Source organism: Deinococcus psychrotolerans, from assembly GCF_003860465.1.
In the GTDB taxonomy this organism is placed as follows: Bacteria; Deinococcota; Deinococci; order Deinococcales; family Deinococcaceae; genus Deinococcus; species Deinococcus psychrotolerans.
This window is the reverse complement of sequence record NZ_CP034183.1, coordinates 43,515-61,614: the sequence shown is the minus strand read 5'-3', so window position 1 is coordinate 61,614 and position 18,100 is coordinate 43,515. Positions and strand designations below refer to the sequence as shown.

Annotated in this window: 24 protein-coding genes; 7 read left to right on the top strand and 17 right to left on the bottom strand. The window is 61.6% G+C overall.

What is annotated here, in order from left to right; genetic code table 11:
* Window positions 1–15: 15 nt before the first annotated feature.
* From EHF33_RS00330 to EHF33_RS00300, 7 genes are all read right to left on the bottom strand, one after another.
* A complete protein-coding gene (locus EHF33_RS00330; protein ID WP_124867100.1) occupies window positions 16–567 on the bottom strand; it encodes a YsnF/AvaK domain-containing protein in 552 nt (183 codons plus the stop codon).
* Window positions 568–661: 94 nt separating this feature from the next.
* The gene (locus EHF33_RS00325) at window positions 662–1,528 is read right to left on the bottom strand and encodes a PRC and DUF2382 domain-containing protein (RefSeq protein WP_124867099.1); all 867 of its coding nucleotides are present in this window, start codon (window positions 1,526–1,528) and stop codon (window positions 662–664) included.
* Between the two features lie 356 nt (window positions 1,529–1,884).
* Window positions 1,885–2,625, bottom strand: a complete 741-nt coding sequence (locus EHF33_RS00320) for a DUF4388 domain-containing protein (RefSeq protein ID WP_241191189.1) — start codon at window positions 2,623–2,625, stop codon at window positions 1,885–1,887.
* Window positions 2,626–2,707: 82 nt separating this feature from the next.
* Window positions 2,708–3,049: a hypothetical protein gene (locus EHF33_RS00315; RefSeq protein WP_338135027.1), complete on the bottom strand. Its 342-nt coding sequence runs from the start codon at window positions 3,047–3,049 to the stop codon at window positions 2,708–2,710.
* Window positions 3,033–3,398, bottom strand: a complete 366-nt coding sequence (locus EHF33_RS00310; RefSeq protein WP_206431587.1) for a YbjQ family protein — start codon at window positions 3,396–3,398, stop codon at window positions 3,033–3,035. The genes EHF33_RS00315 and EHF33_RS00310 overlap by 17 nt, the downstream gene beginning before the upstream one ends.
* A gap of 40 nt (window positions 3,399–3,438) precedes the next feature.
* Window positions 3,439–4,242: a [LysW]-aminoadipate kinase gene (locus EHF33_RS00305; protein WP_124867098.1), complete on the bottom strand. Its 804-nt coding sequence runs from the start codon at window positions 4,240–4,242 to the stop codon at window positions 3,439–3,441.
* A 65-nt stretch (window positions 4,243–4,307) separates the two neighbouring features.
* Window positions 4,308–5,414, bottom strand: coding sequence for an AI-2E family transporter (locus EHF33_RS00300; RefSeq protein WP_124867097.1), 1,107 nt, complete (start codon window positions 5,412–5,414; stop codon window positions 4,308–4,310).
* Window positions 5,415–5,703: 289 nt separating this feature from the next.
* Here EHF33_RS00300 and EHF33_RS00295 point away from each other — a divergent pair, with 289 nt between their 5' ends.
* Together EHF33_RS00295 and EHF33_RS00290 are read left to right on the top strand one after the other, a co-directional pair.
* Window positions 5,704–6,327, top strand: a complete 624-nt coding sequence (locus tag EHF33_RS00295) for a hypothetical protein (RefSeq protein ID WP_124867096.1) — start codon at window positions 5,704–5,706, stop codon at window positions 6,325–6,327.
* A 47-nt stretch (window positions 6,328–6,374) separates the two neighbouring features.
* On the top strand, window positions 6,375–6,815 hold the full coding sequence (locus EHF33_RS00290; RefSeq protein ID WP_124867095.1) for a response regulator: 441 nt from the start codon (window positions 6,375–6,377) through the stop codon (window positions 6,813–6,815).
* Between the two features lie 24 nt (window positions 6,816–6,839).
* Here EHF33_RS00290 and EHF33_RS00285 read toward each other — a convergent pair whose 3' ends face one another.
* The 4 genes from EHF33_RS00285 to icd all read right to left on the bottom strand — a co-directional run bounded on the left by EHF33_RS00285 (window position 6,840) and on the right by icd (window position 10,130).
* Window positions 6,840–8,063, bottom strand: a complete 1,224-nt coding sequence (locus EHF33_RS00285) for an alanine--tRNA ligase-related protein (RefSeq protein WP_124867094.1) — start codon at window positions 8,061–8,063, stop codon at window positions 6,840–6,842.
* 4 nt (window positions 8,064–8,067) lie between these two features.
* A complete protein-coding gene (locus tag EHF33_RS00280; RefSeq protein WP_124867093.1) occupies window positions 8,068–8,586 on the bottom strand; it encodes a GNAT family N-acetyltransferase in 519 nt (172 codons plus the stop codon).
* A 39-nt stretch (window positions 8,587–8,625) separates the two neighbouring features.
* A complete protein-coding gene (locus EHF33_RS20960; RefSeq protein WP_164473364.1) occupies window positions 8,626–8,775 on the bottom strand; it encodes a hypothetical protein in 150 nt (49 codons plus the stop codon).
* 107 nt (window positions 8,776–8,882) lie between these two features.
* Window positions 8,883–10,130, bottom strand: coding sequence for an NADP-dependent isocitrate dehydrogenase (gene icd / locus EHF33_RS00275; protein ID WP_124867092.1), 1,248 nt, complete (start codon window positions 10,128–10,130; stop codon window positions 8,883–8,885).
* Window positions 10,131–10,277: 147 nt separating this feature from the next.
* Here icd and EHF33_RS00270 point away from each other — a divergent pair, with 147 nt between their 5' ends.
* The 3 genes from EHF33_RS00270 to EHF33_RS00260 all read left to right on the top strand — a co-directional run bounded on the left by EHF33_RS00270 (window position 10,278) and on the right by EHF33_RS00260 (window position 13,428).
* Window positions 10,278–10,526 carry a hypothetical protein gene (locus EHF33_RS00270; protein WP_124867091.1) on the top strand — a complete coding sequence of 83 codons (249 nt, stop codon included), beginning with the start codon at window positions 10,278–10,280 and terminating at the stop codon, window positions 10,524–10,526.
* 155 nt (window positions 10,527–10,681) lie between these two features.
* Entirely contained in the window at window positions 10,682–12,850 is a 2,169-nt protein-coding gene (gene pnp, locus EHF33_RS00265) for a polyribonucleotide nucleotidyltransferase (protein WP_124867090.1), read from the top strand.
* 11 nt (window positions 12,851–12,861) lie between these two features.
* The gene (locus EHF33_RS00260) at window positions 12,862–13,428 is read left to right on the top strand and encodes a nucleotidyltransferase family protein (RefSeq protein ID WP_241191188.1); all 567 of its coding nucleotides are present in this window, start codon (window positions 12,862–12,864) and stop codon (window positions 13,426–13,428) included.
* A gap of 3 nt (window positions 13,429–13,431) precedes the next feature.
* Here the strand turns inward: EHF33_RS00260 and EHF33_RS00255 are convergent, their stop codons facing one another.
* On the bottom strand, window positions 13,432–13,713 hold the full coding sequence (locus EHF33_RS00255) for a hypothetical protein (protein ID WP_124867089.1): 282 nt from the start codon (window positions 13,711–13,713) through the stop codon (window positions 13,432–13,434).
* 22 nt (window positions 13,714–13,735) lie between these two features.
* Complete coding sequence (locus EHF33_RS00250; protein ID WP_124867088.1) at window positions 13,736–14,023, bottom strand: hypothetical protein; 288 nt, start codon at window positions 14,021–14,023, stop codon at window positions 13,736–13,738.
* 92 nt (window positions 14,024–14,115) lie between these two features.
* On the opposite strand from EHF33_RS00250, the gene EHF33_RS00245 reads away from it, so the two are divergent.
* Complete coding sequence (locus EHF33_RS00245; RefSeq protein ID WP_124867087.1) at window positions 14,116–14,430, top strand: hypothetical protein; 315 nt, start codon at window positions 14,116–14,118, stop codon at window positions 14,428–14,430.
* Between the two features lie 9 nt (window positions 14,431–14,439).
* Here EHF33_RS00245 and EHF33_RS00240 read toward each other — a convergent pair whose 3' ends face one another.
* From EHF33_RS00240 to trhO, 4 genes are read right to left on the bottom strand one after another with little or no spacing between them, the layout of a single operon-like run.
* Window positions 14,440–14,829 carry a YbaN family protein gene (locus tag EHF33_RS00240; RefSeq protein WP_124867086.1) on the bottom strand — a complete coding sequence of 130 codons (390 nt, stop codon included), beginning with the start codon at window positions 14,827–14,829 and terminating at the stop codon, window positions 14,440–14,442.
* 54 nt (window positions 14,830–14,883) lie between these two features.
* Window positions 14,884–15,723 (bottom strand): metallophosphoesterase, encoded by an 840-nt coding sequence (locus tag EHF33_RS00235; RefSeq protein WP_124867085.1) that lies wholly within the window; start codon window positions 15,721–15,723, stop codon window positions 14,884–14,886.
* Window positions 15,720–16,028 carry a hypothetical protein gene (locus tag EHF33_RS00230; protein WP_124867084.1) on the bottom strand — a complete coding sequence of 103 codons (309 nt, stop codon included), beginning with the start codon at window positions 16,026–16,028 and terminating at the stop codon, window positions 15,720–15,722. Before EHF33_RS00230 ends, EHF33_RS00235 begins: the two co-directional genes overlap by 4 nt.
* A gap of 24 nt (window positions 16,029–16,052) precedes the next feature.
* Window positions 16,053–17,027 carry an oxygen-dependent tRNA uridine(34) hydroxylase TrhO gene (gene trhO, locus EHF33_RS00225; RefSeq protein WP_124867083.1) on the bottom strand — a complete coding sequence of 325 codons (975 nt, stop codon included), beginning with the start codon at window positions 17,025–17,027 and terminating at the stop codon, window positions 16,053–16,055.
* A gap of 307 nt (window positions 17,028–17,334) precedes the next feature.
* On the opposite strand from trhO, the gene purC reads away from it, so the two are divergent.
* Complete coding sequence (gene purC, locus EHF33_RS00220; RefSeq protein ID WP_124867082.1) at window positions 17,335–18,066, top strand: phosphoribosylaminoimidazolesuccinocarboxamide synthase; 732 nt, start codon at window positions 17,335–17,337, stop codon at window positions 18,064–18,066.
* Window positions 18,067–18,100: the final 34 nt, after the last annotated feature.

The window sequence follows — 18,100 nt, the reverse complement described above, 5'->3', positions numbered from 1 at the left end:
TGAGCGGGGATCAACTTAGCTTTTGAGGTCGTCGGGCAACTCGAACGGCGGGGCCGTCTCCGGCAGGCGCTCACCAACTTGCTGCTCACGGATCAAATCGGCTGCGCCGCCGATGTCCAGCACTTCCCGGCCCAAGGTCAGGGTCTGCTGATGCACTTCACTGATCCACTCTTTGCGAATCTCGACTTGCTCGACTGCGTAGACTTCGCGGGCCACGACAGGACGCTCTTCCGTGAGGATGATCTGGTAGGTTTTGCCGGGTTCGAGCAACTCGCCGTTGAGCTTGACCGTGCCGCCTTCCAGCGCGGTGGTGAGTTCCAGCACCTCGCGCCGCAGCGTCACCGGAATCTGCACTTCTTCTTCGATGATCCGTTTCTGGAAGGTGATTTGCCGCCCTGATACGCGCTCGACAGCCACTTGGGCGCGTTCTTCGTACAGCGTCAGGTTGGCCATTTCTTTGGGAGCACGCACTTCGCGGATCGTCACTTGCTGGGCTTCGTCTAATCCGCGCCCTTGTTCCGCTTGCGGCGACTTTTTGAGATCCACTCCATCCTCTGGTCTACTCATTTCTGCTCCTCGTCTGGGCGGGCCGTCTCACGCCCCAAAACATCAAAACAGGGCAGGGAAACTGCTCCCCCGCCCTGGCGTTTGACATTTGTTCTTAGATCTTTTTGTTGTCGGACTTGATATCGGTCATGGTCTGGTCGCCGTTCTCTAAGCGCACGTCGCCGGTCTTATTGACGTCCAGCACTTCGCGGCCTACCGTCTCGCTGACGGTCTGGGTGTCGGTCACGGTACGTTTGCCGATGCCGATTTCCTCGGTGACGTAGGCCTGCTTGGTCACGTTGGCCCGCTCGGCTTCGAGGTCAATGTTGACGGTCTGGCTGCCTGCGCCCAGCACTGCGCCCTCAACCGGAGTCGAGTCGGTCACGGTGCGGCGCTCGATGACGACTTCCTCGCGCTGCAAGGCTACGTTGACATTTTCCTGACGGGTTTCGACGTGCTTGCCGATTTCTACGCTGCCCGCCTTGAAGCGGTCTTTGTTGACCACCAAGCGCTCTTCCATCAGTTGCAGCTTGTCGGGGGTGCGGTAGGCTTTGTCCTGGTAAGCGGTGCGGGCTGCCGTGTCGGTGGCGGCGGCGCTGCCCTGCTCGACGCCGCGCAGAACGCGCTCGTCAGACTCTTGGTGGTCGTTGGTGTAGCTGTCGTTGACGTTGTACTCGCGCAAATCGCCCACTTGAGCTTTGGTCAGGTCGTCGAAGTATACGCCGTCATTTTCCAAGCGGCTGTGGCCGACTGGCACCAGCACTTCTTTGGAGCTGAACCAACCGCCCGCGTCCACGATGAAGTACTGGATACGGCCCGTGTCGGCCTGCACCAAAGCGTCGCGGATGGTACCAACCTTGTCGCCGCCCACGCCGTAGGCGGTGTAGCCGGTCGGATCGTAAAGGTCTGCGCCTTGCAAGTTGTAGCTCTGGTCGCGCGAAAGGTCAGATAAACGGATCAAATTCATATTGTTCTGAGTCATAAGTCATCTCCTTGAAGCAAAAGGTAAGAACAGGATCAAAACAAACGGCAAATGCTAGAGAGAAGGCGACAAGCTGTCTTCTTTCTTTGGCACTCAGATCGTCTGGGTGATTGATATCCCTGCTCGAAGTCGTACTCAGACAGTGTGGCGATTCCTACTGATGCGTTGCTGAGACGCCGCTCATCTGACACTTGTTGAATCTTCAGAAGACGCTAAGTCAAAACCCATCTCACCTTAAATCAAGGTGAGATGGGTTTTGACTTGGTTCCTTGAATCTCTTTGAAATCCTTCCAATACGTGGTGTCTGGGGCAAATCTTCGTCCACTATCTGAACCTTCCTTGGCCTCATCCAACACTCAAAACATGAAATCGTTGCTGGCAGTGGTCGTCATGATCGCCGCCTCATGTTTGGTTTCCCAGACCAGGTCGCGCAGCACCCAGCCGCTTCCCGAAAAACGCAGGCCCAAGCGAATCTCAGCGAGCAGGTAAGCGCGTACCTCGCTGGCCGAAAATCCGCGCTCGACCACTTCGCCCAAATTGACATTGCCATCGAGGGCGCGGGCCAAAGCAGTTTGGCGCTGGCCCTGGTGATTGAGGCGCAGTCCGTACCAAGCGTAGCGGCCGGTCGGGCGCAACTTGCCTGAACTCACGGCGTCGGCGGCGCGGGAAGCCACATCAAAAAGCGGCAAACCCGCGTCACGGGCGGCGGCGCGGACACTGCGGCCTTTTTCTTGGTCGTAAAGCGGCAGTGGCCCAGTCAGCACCACACTGGGGCTGCTGATGATGGTGCCGATCTGCGCCCACTCGTCACTGACGCGTGCCCAGTCGGTCGTGAACTTCTCGAACGGCGCGATCACGCTGCCCCGCACGTCACGGCGCATGTAAGAAAAGCTGCCGCTTTCGGGCAGCATCGGGCTGGAATGCAGGGCGTCTAAACCTGTCCAGTCGAGAATGCCGCCCTCCACCACTTCGCCGTGTGCGAAGGCCACTGTGAAAGGCAACTCGGCGTTCACGTCCAGCACACCGGTTTGCCCCGTTTCGTGAAGTAAAGACAGCACTCCGATAAGAGGCACGTCCGAAAAAAGACCTTGTATCACGTTTGCGTCACCTTAACCAAGAGCTTAACAGCTTCCGGCGGCTCAGCGTTGACTTTTCCGACAAAGTGCGCCGATCACCGGGTTAGCCCATGCCAAACAGCGGCCCCAGATCGCTCAGAACACCCGTCGGCTCAGCCCCAGCAAAATGGTAAGCGCCGAACACTTCCAAAAAAGCCTGCCGCGAAAGCTGGCGGGTTTGCCCCGATGGGCCGGTGGCCTGCACTTCTTCGCCGCGCAGGGTCAGGCGGTACAGCGGCTGTTCCTGAATGGTTGGTGCGGCTGGGGGCTTCTTGCTGGACTTTAATTTTGACGCCTTACCCTGCGGCAAGACGAGCTGCACAGCGTATTCCTGCCCTCCACGCCGAAACAAAAAGCTGAGCAAATCGCTGGGCGTCATCGGCGCAGCGTCAGGAGCGCGGTTCAATCACCACCGCCGAGCCGTAAGCCAGCACTTCGGTCACGCCGTCGCTGATTTCGTTGGCGTCGTAGCGCATCGCCAGCACCGCGTTCGCGCCGCGCTCGGCAGCGTGCTGAAGCATCAGGTCGTAGGCTTCTTCGCGGGCTTTTTCGGCCAGCTCGGTATACAGCGTGATGTTGCCGCCGAGAATAGTTTGGAGCGACGCGCCGAGGCTGCCCAGCACGCTACGCGAACGCACCGTCAGGCCGCGCACCATTCCCAGGTGCTTGATGACCCGGAAGCCTTCGAGGTCATTGGTGGTGGTGACGATGATTTCGCTGATGTGGACGTGGCCCTGAGCTCTACCGTAAGTCATAGACCTTGATACGGCTGAACGTGCCGAGAAGTTGCCGCTCTCACTGCACCACCGTTCCGGCTCCGGCGAGGGCCGCGCTGACCGGCTCTCCGGCGCGGGCGTCGCCAAAAATGACTCTTCCCACCCCGCCCTTCACTGCTTCCGCCGCACCCAGCACTTTCTTTTTCATGCGGTCTTGGGCAAATTCGAGGTACGACTCTACGTCATTGGCCGGAATGCTGCGGATCAAGCTGGCTTCGTCGGGATAATCGCGCAGCAGGCCCGGCACATTAGAAAGCAGCAGCATGGTCGACGCTTTGAGCGCCACCGCCAGCGCGGCCGCCGCCCGGTCGCCGTCCACGTTGATGGCCACACCCTCGTAGCTGGCAGCAGGTGGGGTCAGCACCGGCAAGTAACCAGCACCCAGCAGCAGCTCAATCAGCCCGGTGTTGACTTTTTCCACCGTGCCGGTGTGGTCGCCCCTCAGCACCTTCACTTTGCCGCCCTCCACCGAGCGCACGCTGTCTTTGTGCTTGCCTTCAAAAATTCGCCCGTCCAAGCCGCTGAGACCCACCGCGTTGACGCCGAGGCGCTGCAACCTTTCCACAATGCCTTTGTTGATCTTGCCGCAGTAGACCATCTCGAAGATTTCGAGCGTCTGGCGATCGGTGAAGCGCGAGGTGTAGCCGCTGGGACTGGTCACGAACTTGGGCGGGTGGCCCAGCGCCTCGGCCACGCGGTTGGTCTCGCCGCTGCCGCCGTGAACCAGCACCAGCTTTTGCCCATTGTTCCAGAGGTTGGCGATATCGGCGCACACCGCGTCGTAATCGATTCCGGCGCTGCCGCCCACTTTCACTACAATCATGCCTTCACCCGTCATGCAGGCGAGGCTAGCACAGCCGGGAGACAGGCCAACAGCAGGTCAGCGGCTCAGGCTTTGGGGGGCGAGTTGTAAGCCGCGCTGGGCAGCCAGTAACGCAGAGTCCAGCGCCACAGCAGCGTCACGGTGGGAATGGCCAGCACCGCGCCGACCAGCCCACCGAGCGTCAGCCCCGCCAAAATGGCCAGCAGCACCGCCGCCGGACTGAGATTGGTGGTCTTGCCCATGATGAACGGTGACAAGAGGTTGCCCTCGATCTGGTTGGCGACGATGAACACGCCCACCACCAGCAGCACCGTGACCCAGCCGCTGGGCAGGGCCAGCAACACGGCGGGCAGCGCCGAAACCACCGGCCCCAGATACGGCACGATGTCCAGCACCGCCGCCAGCAGGCCGATGGCCAGGGCGTTGGGAATGCCCAGAAGGATCAGGCCCAGCGCCACCAGTGCGCCCACCGCCAGGCCGATCAAGAGCTGGCCGCGCAGGTAGCCGCCAAACGCCAGCGCCACGTCTTCCGAGAGCTGAAGAGCAGTGGACTGCCACGCCAGCGGCAAGATACGCAGAAGGCCGTGACCCACCCGCTCGTAATCGAGCATGAAATAAACGCTCAAGATCAGCACCAGCACGCCTTGGCCGAGCCAGCCCACCACGCTGACCACCCCGCCCAGCACCGTGCCGCCCGAAGTCAGCAGGCGCTGGAAGGTCGGCCCCAAGTTGTTTCTGAGCTGCTGGGCTTCTTGGGTCAGAAAGGTAGAAAACTGCTTCTGAGCGCTTTCCAGGCCCGGCACGCTGCTCAGGCGCTTGAGCAGCCCGCCGATCAAGTCGGGCAGGCGGGCCGCCAGCGCCGGCAACTCACCGATGAGACTGACCACCTGCGAAAGCACCGTCCAAGACAGCAGCGAAACCACCGACAGCAAAAAGACCACCACCAGCAGCACACCGAGCGTCCGTTTGACTTTGCGCTTTTCCAGCCACGCCAGCACCGGATGCACCACAAACGCCAGGGCGTAAGCGATCAGGGCCGTCACGACGACGCTGGCGAGCAGCCGAGCCAGCCCCACGACCAGCGCCACCAGCGCCAAGTAAACGAGCAGCCGCAGCCAAGGGAGCCGCCAGAGGGCCGAGAGCAGACCGGGAATACTGCGGATAGGCGTCATACGCGGTGATCCAAAGACCTGAAATGGCTAAGCAGCAACGGCATATTTTCTCCCCAACGACTGACACTTAGAGAAGCCGGATGATTACGTGGCGCGGGCCAGCAGTCCTTCCAGCAGGATTCAAAGCGCTCAAGGTCGATCTGAGGCTCAGTTTAACCGGTCAGGCTCAATACTGTTTGCGGCGCTCAAATCTCGGTCAAAACGGGGCGCTGGCCCTGCTCACGGAGCCTGAGCCAAATCTTGACTTTTGAATGACGCAATCTGAACGGGACAGCGGCAAGCTAAGGCCATGACCAGTGCTGCGCTCAACCTTCAGGCCCCTCGCTATGGCGCGGCCAACGCAGTTCAGCGGGCCGCTACCCGCTTCCAGGTGGACGCCGGACTGATCGCCGCCATCTTGGCAGATGAAGCCGCCCGCTGGGACATGGCCGATACCCTGCAAAACGTTTTGATGAAGGTGCTGGTGACGCTGTCGCCGCGCCCAGCAGGCCGCCTGCAACGCTTCGCCGCGTGGCTGACCCGCCGCCCACTGACCACCCACAGCCTGGGGCCAGCCCAGATGAAGCTCGGCACCTTGCAGGAAGTGGCCCGCAGCGGCTTCCTCCCTTTGCCCGCCGGCCAGCAAGAGCAGATTCGCTTTTTGCTCGACCCGCTGGCCGCGCCGTATCTGGTGGCCGCCAGACTGCGCCAAACACTGGATCACTGGCAAGCCGGCGGCATTGATTTGTCGCGCCGTCCAGAAATCTTGGGCACGCTCTACAGCTTGGGCCTGACGGGAAAAGGGGGCGTCCATGCCAAGCCGCAGCCCAGTTCACGCGGCCTTGAGATCGCCGCCCTCGCCGGTGCTTACCGTGCTGCGCCGCTTAAACTGGCGTCGCGCCCCCAGCCATTTCAGCGCGGGGCGACCCCGTGAGTAAGCCCTTCACTACGGGAAGCCCAAAACCTTTAGACTGTGTGAAGATGCCTCCTCATACTACGCCCATTCAAATTTTACTGGTTGAGGACAACGAACCGGACGTGCTGCTGACTCAGGAAGCCTTCTGGGAAGCGCAACTGCCCACCGAGCTGCATGTGGCCCGCGACGGTGTAGAGGCTTTGCAAATGCTGCGCCGTGAGCAGCACTACGCCCACATGCCCCGCCCCGACGTGATTTTGCTGGACATCAACATGCCGCGCAAAAACGGCCTCGAAGTGCTGGCCGAACTCAAAGCTGACCCTGACCTGCGGACTATTCCGGTGGTGGTGTTGACCACTTCGCAGGCCGAAGAAGACATTATGCGGAGTTACCAGAGCCACGCCAGCAGTTACATCGTCAAGCCGGTGGAGTTCGACGAGTTTTACAGCGCGATTCGGGCGCTCGGTCAGTACATGCTGGGCACGGTTCGGCTGCCGCCGCGCTAAACAAGCGCCGAAGCGCCCGCCACCTTACGCTTGGCTCAGCAGCTCCCGCACCACTGCCACCACGCCCGCCACGTCTTCGGTCTGGCCCTGAGCGGCTTCGGGTTTACCACCGCCCTTGCCGCCGACTTTGACAAAAGCTGAGCGCAGCAACTCGCCGGCGTGGACGCCAGAAGCGCTGCCGAAGCCGACCCTTCCACTCGGCGTTGTCACCAGCAGGACTTCACCGCTAGGCGTAGCGCTCAGGGCCATTGGAATCAGGGCGGGATCGGTGATGTTCAAAACACGCAACATCACAGCTCCAATTTGCTCAGCAGGTGCGGCGGCAACGTCATGGCCGATCAAGGCCGTTTGCGCGGCGGCGAGCTGGGCACTCTGCTCCTGAGCGCTGCGGCGCAGAGCTTCCACTCTCGCGGTGAGGTCGCCCGGGCCAGCGCTGAGGGTGGCGGCCAACGCCTTAGACGCTTGGTAGGTGCGGCCCAAAAATTCGGCGGCTTCCTCGCCCGCCACGAACACCACGCGGGTCAGGTCGCCTTTGATGCGCTCGGTTCGCAGGGTCGCCACCGGCAAGGCCATCGCCGCCCAGGGCACATGCAGGCCGCCGCAAGCGCTCACGTCAAAAAACTGACCCACTTCGCCCTCAAGGGGAGCGTCTTCAAAAACGACCAAGCGCACTTTGCCACTCACTTTAGTGGTGCGGCGCAGCGGATAGGCCCCTAACTCGGCTTCCGGCACTTCAATGTTACGGAGCTGGAGTTGGCGGCGGCCCAGCGTTTCGTGCAGCAAGGTTTCAGCCGCCCGCGCGTCGGCTTCGGTAGGCTGGCCCTGCAAATCGATGGTGCATTCGGCGCTCCGCATACTGACCGCCGCCACCGCGAATTTGGGATCGAGCCGGAAAAACGCCTGCGCCAGCAGATGCTCGGCGCTGTGGCGCTGCATACTGCGCCAGCGCGACTGGGCGTCCACCTCGCCGCGCACTTCTGCGCCGACAGGGGGCGTGTCTCCGCTGAAAGTGTGCCAGATCACGCCGCTGGTCTTGTCGGCTTTGTCCTTCTGGGTGTCCAGAATCTGCGCTTCGCCGCCGCTCCACGCCAGCCAGCCGGTGTCGGCATTTTGCCCGCCGCCTTCGGGATAAAAAGCGGTGGCAGACAGGGCCACCCGCTGCCCCTTCACTTCGGTGACGAGGGCGCTGAAGTGCAGTTGACTGGGAGAAGCGTAATACAGCGGCTGGGTGGGAATCGGCAAAATCATGGCGCTAGTTTAGAGCGGCCCACACCGACAGGTGAATGCGGGCGCGTTCCACGAACCCCAGCGACTGATACAGACGGATGGCTCTGGCGTTGCTTTCCATCACGTGCAAAAACGGCGTTTGACCTTCGCTGAAGGCTTTACGAGCCACCTGACTGACCAACGCGCCCGCAAGGCCGCGCCCGCGCCAGTCGGGGTGAGTTGACACCGCGCTGACCTCAGTAAAACCGTCCAGCCGCAGCCGTTCGCCGCTCAGCGCCACCAGTTGCCCCGCTTCCCGCACGCCGAAATACTCCCCCAGCTCGGTGGTGCGCGATCTAAACGGGCCGGGCTTGGTCAGCTTGACCAGCGCCAAGATGTCGGGGACATCGGCGGAGGTGAGCGTGGCAGTTTGAATGTCGGGACGGATCAAGCGTGAATCGTCGGGGCAGATCATCTGCACGGCGCTGCTGTGATGCGTCAGCGACCACCCGAGGGGGGCCGGTTCAAGCTGGGGCCGGAACAGCACCACGGAACGCGAAGCCAATTGAGGATCGGCCAAAGCCAGTACGAACGCCGCTTCATCTCACTCCTCAAACCCGCAGAAGGGCGCGACGTCCGGCGGATACCAGCGCAGCGGGCCAGCTTGAAGGGCAAAACCTTCTTGCAGCCCGGTCAGGGCGTGCCAAACCGGGTTGTCCAGCGGGTGCTTGTCTGCTGGCTCGGCGGCTTTCACGCCGCACACCTTACGGCGAGCCCAAGCTGAGGACAAGCCTTGCCTGCACACTCCAAACAATAAAAAAGCCGGAGCGCTTGGCCCCGGCTTTCTTGAGATTCAGAAACTTACATGTTGGCGATCAAAGCATCGGCAAAGGCGCTGGTCTTGACTTCGTTCGCGCCTTCCAAGTTGCGGGCAAAGTCGTAGGTCACAGTCTTCTCGCCGATGGTTTTGGTCAGCGAGTTGAGAATCAGGTCGGCGGCTTCGGTCCAGCCCATGTAGCGCAGCATCATCTCGCCCGACAAGATTACTGAGCTGGGGTTGATGACGTCTTTTCCGGCGTACTTGGGCGCGGTGCCGTGCGTCGCCTCGAAAATGGCGTGGCCGGTTTCGTAGTTGATGTTGGCTCCCGGCGCGATGCCGATCCCGCCGACCTGCGCGGCCAGCGCGTCGCTGAGGTAATCGCCGTTGAGGTTGAGCGTGGCGATCACGTCGTAGTCGGTGGGGCGCAACAAAATCTGCTGAAGGAAGTTGTCGGCGATCACGTCTTTGATGATGATGCCGCCGGGCAATTTCTGCCAAGGCCCACCGTCGATTTCCACGCCGCCAAATTCGCGCTTGGCGAGGTCGTAGCCCCAGTCACGGAAAGCGCCCTCGGTGAACTTCATGATGTTGCCCTTGTGAACCAGCGCCACGCTCTTTTTGTCGTTGTCGATGGCGTACTGGATCGCGGCGCGAACGAGGCGCTCAGTGCCTTCACGCGACACCGGCTTGATGCCCAGACCCACGGTATCGGGGAAGCGGATGGCGGTCACGCCCATCTCTTCGAGCAGGAATTTGCGGAGCTTGTCGCGCTCGGGGGTGCCGTCTTTGTACTCGATACCGGCGTAGATGTCCTCGGTGTTCTCGCGGAAGATGATCATGTCCACGTCTTCGGGGCGCTTAACCGGGCTGGGCACGCCTTTGAAGTACTGAACCGGCCGCACGCAGGCGTAGAGGTCGAGTTCCTGACGCAGCGCCACGTTGATGCTGCGAATGCCGCCGCCGACCGGCGTGGTCAGCGGGCCTTTGATGCCGAACAGATACTCGCGGAACATCTCCAGGGTTTCCTCGGGAAGCCAGACGCCTTCACCGTAGGTGTTGACGGCTTTTTCTCCGGCGTAGACTTCCATCCACTCGATCTTGCGCTGAGCGCCGTACGCCTTCTCGACAGCGGCGTCGAGTACGCGCACGCTGGCCCGCCAGATGTCGGGGCCGGTGCCGTCGCCTTCCACGAAAGGAATGATCGGCTGGTCGGGAACCGTCAGTTTTCCGCCTTGCATCGAAATCTTCTCGCCTTGGGTGGGCCGCTTTACGTGTGTATTTTGTGTCATATCGCTCCCCACCTTAGCGCAGTCTGCGCCCAGCCCCCGCTTATTCAAGCTGTCCTTACGGCCCCCTCATACAAGCGGGAACGCCGAGTGGCAAAGTAAAGATCACCCAAATTTTAGGGAATCCAACTTCGCAGGAGGTACTCAACGATGAGTGATGATAAATCTGCCGCCGAGAACTTTTTAGATTCCGCCAAGGCCAAAGTCAACGAGGGCGCTGACCGTTTACGCGCCGCCGGACACGAAGCAGCCAGCCACGTAGGTGGAAGCACCTTGGACAACGCCGCTGACAAAGCCAAAGCCGTGGAAGACCGGGCCAAAGCTGAAGTCCACAATGCAGAAGCGCACGCCAACTACGACGAAGGCAAACGCGAAAGCACCGACGGCGACGGGCACTAAGAGTTCTCTCTTTCAAGCCGCTCCCTGATGTTTTGGGGGCGGCTTTTTTGTGTACAACGCTCTTTTTCAAGGAGACTGATCCGCCCTGCTTCCCCCGCAGCGGCGGCTTTTACGGCTTCCATTCCTGCCCGTCCGCACACGCTAGAATCTGAATAATGACTTCTAAAACCCCCAGAACATTTACCACCATGCTCGGCGACAAAGAACTGAGCATTGAAACCGGCAAGCTCGCCAAATTGGTCAGCGGCTCGGTCACTGTGCGCTACGGCGACACCATCTTGTTGGTCACGGCGCAGGCCAGAGACGAGCGCAGCACGCTGGACTTCTTGCCGCTGACGGTGGAATTTGAAGAGCGCCACTACGCCGTGGGCAAAATTCCCGGCTCATTTCACCGCCGCGAGGGTCGGCCCGGCGAGAAGGCCATCTTGTCGGCCCGAATCACCGACCGCCAGATTCGCCCGCTGTTTCCCAAAAACTACCGCCAGGAAACCCAGGTCATCATCACCGTGATTTCGGCAGACGGCGAAAATACCCCTGACGTGCTGGGGCCAATCGGCGCTTCGGCGGCGCTGAGCATCTCGGATATTCCCTGGGAAGGCCCCACCGCCTGCGTGCGGGTCGGGCAAATTGACGGCCAGTTCGTGATCAACCCCACGCTCAGCCAGCTTGAGCACAGCCCGATGGACTTGGTGGTGGCCGGAACCAAAGACGCCATTTTGATGGTCGAAGCCGGAGCCAAAACCGTGGACGAGGACGTGCTGGTGTCGGCCATCGAGTTTGCCCACGCCCAGATGCAGCCGGTCATTGAGCTCATTGGGCAGATGCGCTCGGAGTTGGGTCAGGAGAAGTTCAGCTTCACCGCCGATGCCGACCCTGCTGCCGAGATGCTGCCCGCACTGGCCGCCGACGCCAAAACCGCTGGCCTGAGAGACGCCCTGCTGACTAACGGCAAGAAGGAGCGCGGCACCAAGATCAAGGCCCTGCGCGACGGCCTGATCGCTGCACGCGTACAGGACGCTGCCGCCGAGGGAGCCGCCGCGCTGACCACCGCTCTCAAGAATGCCTTTTACAAAGTGGAAAAACAGGAACTGCGCCGCCTGATTCTGGAAGAAGACCTCCGCGCCGACGGACGCAACACCCGCACCGTCCGGCCCATCTGGATCGAGGCCCGGCCCCTCCCCCGTGCCCACGGCTCGGCTATTTTTACACGCGGTGAAACGCAGGTTCTGGGCGTAGCCACCCTCGGCACCGAGCGCGACGAGATTCTCATTGATGACCTGACCCCCGAAACCGGCGACAAGTTCATGCTGCACTACAACTTCCCGCCCTACTCCACCGGCGAGGTCAAGCGGATGGGCGGGCAGTCGCGGCGCGAAATCGGCCACGGTAACCTCGCCAAGCGGGCCATTCGGGCGGTGCTGCCCAGCTTCGAGAGCTTCCCCTACGTGATCCGCTTGGTGGGCGAGGTGCTGGAGAGCAACGGGTCGAGCAGCATGGCCACCGTCTGTGCGGGCACGCTGGCACTGATGGACGCGGGCGTACCGATCAGCGCTCCGGTGGCGGGCGTGGCGATGGGCCTGGTCATGGAAGATGGAAAATACAAGATCCTGACCGATATTCTCGGCTCAGAAGACGCGCTAGGCGATATGGATTTTAAAGTCTGCGGCAGCGCTCAGGGCGTGACCGCTTTGCAAATGGACATCAAGATTCAGGGCATTACCCCGCAGATCATGCGCGAGGCGCTGAGCCAGGCTAAAGACGCCCGCCTGCACATTCTGGGCAAGATGGCCGAGGTACTGGCCGCGCCGCGCCCCGAACTCTCCCCCACCGCGCCGCGCATCATCAGCATCAAAATCAATCCTGAACTCATCGGCAAAGTCATTGGGCCGGGCGGCAAGCAGGTACGCGAACTCGAAGCGATGGGCGCTCAGGTCACCATCGAAGAAGACGGCACCATCCGCATCTTCAGCAGCGACGGCGCAGCGGCCAAAGCGGTGCAGGAAAAGATTGAGGCCGTGACCCGCAGCGCCAAAGTCGGCGAGGAATTCGACGGCACGGTGGTCAAGACTGCGCCGTTCGGAGCGTTCGTCAACCTGTTCGCCGGACAAGACGGGATGCTGCACATCTCGCAGATCAGCGAGGAGCGCATCAATGCCGTCGAGGACGCGCTGAACGTGGGCGACAAATTGCGGGTCAAGATCGTGAGCATCGACGACCGGGGCAAGATCGATTTGATCCGCCCTGAACTCGAAGGCAAAATTGCTCCGCGTGAAGCCCGAGCGCCACGTGACGGCGGCGAGCGGCGCGGGCCACCCAGACGCTAAATTCAACCGGCATGAACCCAACTCACATGGGTGAGGCCGAATTCAGGGCGGCGGCGCTGAGCAACCCGGTCAACGCTGCTCTGCTGGAGCGGCTGGGCGAGTTGGCGGTGCCGCAGCTCTTTTTGGTGGCGGGTTGCCTGTTCCAGACCGTTTGGAATGTGCGCTCAAACCGCCCGCCTGCCGAGGGGCTGCGCGATTACGACATCTTCTACTGGGATGAAGACACCAGCTACGAAGCCGAGGACGCCGCGATTCGCCGTGCTGAAACGCTGTATGCCGACTTGGGCGTGCGGATCGAAGTGCGCAACCAAGCCCGCGTGCATCTGTGGTTTGGCGATAAGTACGGCCACCCGCGCCCCCCCATTAGCAGTGCGGAAGAGGGCATCAAGCAGTTTTTGGTGCTTTGCACTTGCGTGGGCATGGACGCGGAAGGCGGGGTGTACGCTCCCTACGGCTTTGACGACCTCAGCGCGGGTATTTTACGGCCCAATCCGCTCAACCACACGCCCGAACTCTACGCGGCCAAAGCGGCGGATTATCAGCGGCGCTGGCCCTGGCTGCGGCTGGCCGACGGCTAAAACTCAGCCGGGCCTGGAGCGGCGGCGCAGCAAAGCCAGTTGTACGCCCACATAACCGGCGACCAATACACTGATCGGCATCCACAGCGGCGCTTTGAACACAAAGAAAAGCGCACCAGCTCCAACGTCTCCCAAAACCATGGCTATAAACGGCCAGAGAATCAGTCTGGGGTCAATCTGGCGGTCTGGGCCGAACTTGATGCGTGAAAAGAGCAGATACCCGCCCGTGCAGGTCGCGGTAATTCCGGCCAGAGTCAGGAGAACGAGGAGGGGTGTTGAGAGCATTGCTTACGCTCCAGAAATAACGTCAAACTTCAGGGAGTTGGGACGAGGGGCTACTTTTTGAAGAGTCGGCGGGGCGCGGTGTGGTGACATGCCCAAAAAAGTAGCCGAGTACGCCGATCAGCGCAGCAGGAACCGCGAGGTTGGCAGCGCCACTAAACATCAACCAGCCTGCGCCCAGCACCCCGATCAGCGCCAACGCTGCGCCGCCAAGGTTGCGGCGGCGGCCCAAAACCCGCCAACGGGCCAAGGCGGTCAGGCCCAGAAAAAGGGTCAAACTGCTCAGGAGAGAAATCGTGACCGTACTGTTCATGCCGAGGCAAAGGTAACGTGTACCTCCTCACGCAAATCTTACGTTCGGCCAATACCGCGTCAAGTTCATCAGGCCGCGCTAGACTGCCGAGTATGCGTCCGGCTTATCTCAGTGCAGCCCGTTCCCTGCAATTGGGGCGGGAAGCGGCCATTGAAAGTGATAGCAAAGCGGCTCTGGAGCTGCTCAGCGAGGCGCTCGGGACATTAAGGGTGCTGCCGCCAGAGCGCACCCGCGACGTGCTGCTTTCGCACGTGCATCTGGCTTTTTTTCAAACGCTGGCCATCATCGGCGCAGACGCCGCCGACGAGCACCTGCACCTCGGCGTCAGTTACGCCCGCTCGACCCGCGATCCGCTGGCCCGCGCTATTGCTCAGGAGTGCTTGTCGGGAATGGAAGCGGTGCTGTAAGCAAGATGCTCAGGGTACGCGCCGCAGCGGCACCCGCCAGATGATGTACCAGATGCCGAAAAGGCCAATCAGCACCCAGGTCACCTGACCGACCAGCACCGGAATGCGGCCAATGCTCAGGCTCACGGCCAGCAGGATGCTGAGGCAAGCCACGATTTTGGCTCTCAGTGGCATGCCCAAGCCGTCACGGTAATCGCGGATGAGTTGACCGGCCAGCGGCAAATTCAGCAGCCACGCTTCAAACTTGGGGCTGCTGCGCGAAAAACACCAGGCCGCCAGCACCAGAAATCCGGTGCCAGGTAGCAGCGGCAAGACGGTGCCGACCAGGCCCACAGCGGTAAAGACAAACCCCAGGCCGAGCCACAGGTGGCGGGTGATGGGGGGCGGCCTGAGCTTCATGGCTTGCCAGCATACCGCAAAGGGGAGCGGCAATCTGTCCCCTCACTCTTCCCCTCAGCGCCGTGTAGGCGCATTGTCCAGCGTCACGACGCGGGTCGGCAGCGCTTCACCGAAAGCCGGATAACGGCTGGCCCGCAGCGGATCGCCGCGCCCGCTGAGCACCGTCACCGCTTTGACCTGGTGGACTTGCAGCGGAAGCAGCGCCAGCCGCCCCGTTTCGTAAGCGCCCATATCAAGGTAGAGGTGGCGGCCCATGCGGGTGGGCACGCGCACGGGGGTGTGGCCGTGAACGCTGTAGACCACCTGCGGCGGCAGCGCAAACGGGCCTTCAAAAGGGCGCAGCCACAGCGCCGCCGACTCGGGGTTGGGGTACTGCGGGTGGCTGACCGGTGGGCTGGCGTGGGCGACCAAGACGCTCGGTTCGTCCGGCACCTGATCATGGATGATGCCGTCAGCGGTGACGTACACCACCCGTTTGAGCAAGTCGAGGTAGCGGGCCAGATTCGGCGGGAACTTTTCGAGGGTCAGCGAGGTGGGGCCGCCAAACTCTGCGGCGTAGCTGGGCATTTCTTTGCGGATGGTGTCGCCGCCCGCCTGCATCCACCACTGGTAGCCTTCCATGGCTTTGCGGTAATTGCCCATGTCGTGCGTGCCGGTGTACTGGGTGTACCAGCGCAGGCCTTCCTGGGCCATCCGCTCATGGTTGCCCATCAGGAGGGTGACGCGGCCCTGCTCGTGAAGCCTGAGCAGTTCGTCCACAGTGGCCAGGCTCTGCGGCCCCCTATCTATAGCGTCGCCCAGCGATAAAAAGTGAGCCTCGGGGAATTCACGCACGGCGGCCCTGAGCAGATCGAGCCTCCCGTGCAAATCGGGAATCACGACGACTTCGCTCATGGCCGTTCCGATGGGTCAATCGAGTCTTCAGCGTCAGAGTTTTCGGCGCTGAAATCATCACTGAAGTCCAGCAAAGTCTGCTTGCTTTTTTCGCGCAAGAGCGCCGCGCCGCCTGCTTCGGCGACGAACGTCAGGCCGCTCTCAGACACCACCGCGCGGTAGGCCTGGCCGTCAGCAACTTCGGGCAACCAGGCAGCGGGAAAAGCGTAGGTGCGGCCCTGATCGTCTTCCACTTCGGCGAGGCCGGTGTCTTCGTCAATCAGGTCAACGACCAATAAAAGTGAGGCAGCAGAAAGAGAAACCATACCTTCAGTGTAGTGCCCCTGGTCTCACGGCTGCCTTTCAACCGCTCCATTTTCGTCGGCTCGGCGCTCGTACCACTGCTGACGCTCCCGGAAGCTGGCTTTTTGCGGCTCAGTGGTGCGCGTAAAGCAGTGCTGGCAACTCACCCCGCGCTCAAACTCGGCGTGCTGGGCTTCGGAGGGTGTCAGCGGCCAGCCGCAGCTTAGGCACATCTCCCCCGCCCCGACCTTGAGGCCGTGCCCGACGGTGACCCGTTCGTCAAAGACGAAGCATTCGCCGTTCCAGCGGCTCTCAGTCTCCGGAACGTGTTCGAGATAACTCAGAATGCCGCCCCTGAGGTGATACACGTCTTCAAAGCCGAGTTCCAGCAGCAGACTGGTGGATTTTTCGCAGCGAATGCCGCCGGTGCAGAACATGGCGATTTTGCGCCCCTTCTGTGCGGCGAGGTGCTGCTCTGCCCAGGCCGGGAACTCGCCGAAGCTGCTGAGCTGCGGGTCGACCGCGCCCTCAAACGTTCCGGCTTTGATTTCGTAGGTGTTGCGGGTGTCGATCAGCAGCACGTCGGGGTCGGCCATCAAGGCGTTCCAGTCCTGGGCTTCTACGTAGCGGCCCACCCGCTGACGCGGCGCGACGTCCACGCCCAGCGTCACGATTTCGCGCTTGAGACGCACCTTGAGGCGGCGAAAGGGCCTGTGCTGACTGAGTGATTCTTTGTACTCCAGATCGTCGAAGCCGAGCTTGGCCAACTCGGTTCGCAATTGGGTCACGGCCTGACGGGTTCCGGCCAGTGTGCCGTTGACGCCTTCGGGAGCGATCAGCAGCGTGCCGCACAGGCCCAGCGGCTCCAGCACTCCAAGCAGGTGCTGACGCCATTCGCTGGGATTCTCCACCGCTTTGAACTGGTAAAGGGCGGCCACCACCCAAGCGGGCACGGCCAAATCGGCAGACGACACGTCCGCTTTCGGCGCAGTGGGAGGGGTAAACTCGGGTGAGCAGGCCATAAGCACCGCCAGTATAAAGGCTCTGGGTCGGCCAAGGCCGTCTGCGGCAGCCGCGCGGGTGTTAAGCTTTGCTCTGGATACCGAAGCGGTGTTGGTTCGGCCCTTCCTTTATTCCAGCGGCCCCCGTCTCGCCAGCCTGAAAAAGTGGCTTGAGAGGTTTTCAATTCAGCAACGTCCCGAACAATTCAGTACTTTCAGCAGCCAATACAGCGAGCCTCTTTCCCCAGTCGGAAGCGCTCGCTGCTCCCATTTTCCGGCGCAAGTTTGAAGTCAAAGTTTTTTATTCACAGTCCTGACAGGAGCGTCCATGACCCAGCCCAGCCAGCATCCCTCCACCAAAGCTGAACTCAAGTACGAAGGCAAGGCCAAGCGGGTCTACGCCACCGCCGACCCCGAGCAGTATTTGGTGGAATACAAAGACGAGGCCACCGCCTTCAACGCCCAGAAGCGTGGCAGTTGGGCGGGCAAAGGAGCCACCAACAACGCCATCGCCGCCGCGCTGTATCCGAAATTGGAGGGCGCGGGTATTCCCACCCACTTTGTTGCCAAGCTCAGCGACACCGAGCAACTGGTCAAGGCGGTGACGATTGTGCCGGTGGAAGTGATTACGCGCAATGTCGCGGCGGGCAGTTTTGCCAAGAAGCTGGGACTGGAGGAAGGCACGCCGCTCCCGCGCCCCGTGGTGGAATACTGCTACAAATCCGACGCGCTGGGCGACCCGCTGATCAACACCGATACCGCCGTGGCGCTGGGGTGGGCCAGTGAGGGCGACATGGCCCGCATCCGTGAATTGACGCTGCAAGTCAACGCGTTCTTGACGCCGTTCTTCTTGGAACGTGGCATCCGCTTGATTGATTTCAAGCTGGAATTCGGTAAGTTGCCCAGCGGTCAGATCGTGCTGGCCGACGAGATCAGCCCCGACACCTGCCGCTTCTGGGACGCCGAGACGAACGAGAAGATGGACAAAGACCGCTTCCGGCGCGATCTGGGCGGGGTCGAGGAAGCGTATGGGGAGATGCTGCGGCGGGTGCTGAGTTAAAGCTCTGAGCCGTAAGCAACAGGCCCGTCACTCT

What these genes read in the sequence shown, in the direction of transcription:
- EHF33_RS00240 (WP_124867086.1), bottom strand. Translation starts at nt 14,829, where the DNA reads ATGAAGCTCAGGCCGCCCCCCATCACCCGCCACCTGTGGCTCGGCCTG.
- icd (WP_124867092.1), bottom strand. Translation starts at nt 10,130, where the DNA reads ATGACACAAAATACACACGTAAAGCGGCCCACCCAAGGCGAGAAGATT.
- EHF33_RS00325 (WP_124867099.1), bottom strand. Translation starts at nt 1,528, where the DNA reads ATGACTCAGAACAATATGAATTTGATCCGTTTATCTGACCTTTCGCGC.
- EHF33_RS00235 (WP_124867085.1), bottom strand. Translation starts at nt 15,723, where the DNA reads ATGAGCGAAGTCGTCGTGATTCCCGATTTGCACGGGAGGCTCGATCTG.
- EHF33_RS00290 (WP_124867095.1), top strand. Translation starts at nt 6,375, where the DNA reads ATGCCTCCTCATACTACGCCCATTCAAATTTTACTGGTTGAGGACAAC.
- EHF33_RS00230 (WP_124867084.1), bottom strand. Translation starts at nt 16,028, where the DNA reads ATGGTTTCTCTTTCTGCTGCCTCACTTTTATTGGTCGTTGACCTGATT.
- EHF33_RS00245 (WP_124867087.1), top strand. Translation starts at nt 14,116, where the DNA reads ATGCGTCCGGCTTATCTCAGTGCAGCCCGTTCCCTGCAATTGGGGCGG.
- purC (WP_124867082.1), top strand. Translation starts at nt 17,335, where the DNA reads ATGACCCAGCCCAGCCAGCATCCCTCCACCAAAGCTGAACTCAAGTAC.
- EHF33_RS00310 (WP_206431587.1), bottom strand. Translation starts at nt 3,398, where the DNA reads ATGACTTACGGTAGAGCTCAGGGCCACGTCCACATCAGCGAAATCATC.
- EHF33_RS00250 (WP_124867088.1), bottom strand. Translation starts at nt 14,023, where the DNA reads ATGAACAGTACGGTCACGATTTCTCTCCTGAGCAGTTTGACCCTTTTT.
- pnp (WP_124867090.1), top strand. Translation starts at nt 10,682, where the DNA reads ATGACTTCTAAAACCCCCAGAACATTTACCACCATGCTCGGCGACAAA.
- trhO (WP_124867083.1), bottom strand. Translation starts at nt 17,027, where the DNA reads ATGGCCTGCTCACCCGAGTTTACCCCTCCCACTGCGCCGAAAGCGGAC.
- EHF33_RS00270 (WP_124867091.1), top strand. Translation starts at nt 10,278, where the DNA reads ATGAGTGATGATAAATCTGCCGCCGAGAACTTTTTAGATTCCGCCAAG.
- EHF33_RS00305 (WP_124867098.1), bottom strand. Translation starts at nt 4,242, where the DNA reads ATGATTGTAGTGAAAGTGGGCGGCAGCGCCGGAATCGATTACGACGCG.
- EHF33_RS00255 (WP_124867089.1), bottom strand. Translation starts at nt 13,713, where the DNA reads ATGCTCTCAACACCCCTCCTCGTTCTCCTGACTCTGGCCGGAATTACC.
- EHF33_RS00295 (WP_124867096.1), top strand. Translation starts at nt 5,704, where the DNA reads ATGACCAGTGCTGCGCTCAACCTTCAGGCCCCTCGCTATGGCGCGGCC.
- EHF33_RS00300 (WP_124867097.1), bottom strand. Translation starts at nt 5,414, where the DNA reads ATGACGCCTATCCGCAGTATTCCCGGTCTGCTCTCGGCCCTCTGGCGG.
- EHF33_RS00330 (WP_124867100.1), bottom strand. Translation starts at nt 567, where the DNA reads ATGAGTAGACCAGAGGATGGAGTGGATCTCAAAAAGTCGCCGCAAGCG.
- EHF33_RS00285 (WP_124867094.1), bottom strand. Translation starts at nt 8,063, where the DNA reads ATGATTTTGCCGATTCCCACCCAGCCGCTGTATTACGCTTCTCCCAGT.
- EHF33_RS00260 (WP_241191188.1), top strand. Translation starts at nt 12,862, where the DNA reads ATGAACCCAACTCACATGGGTGAGGCCGAATTCAGGGCGGCGGCGCTG.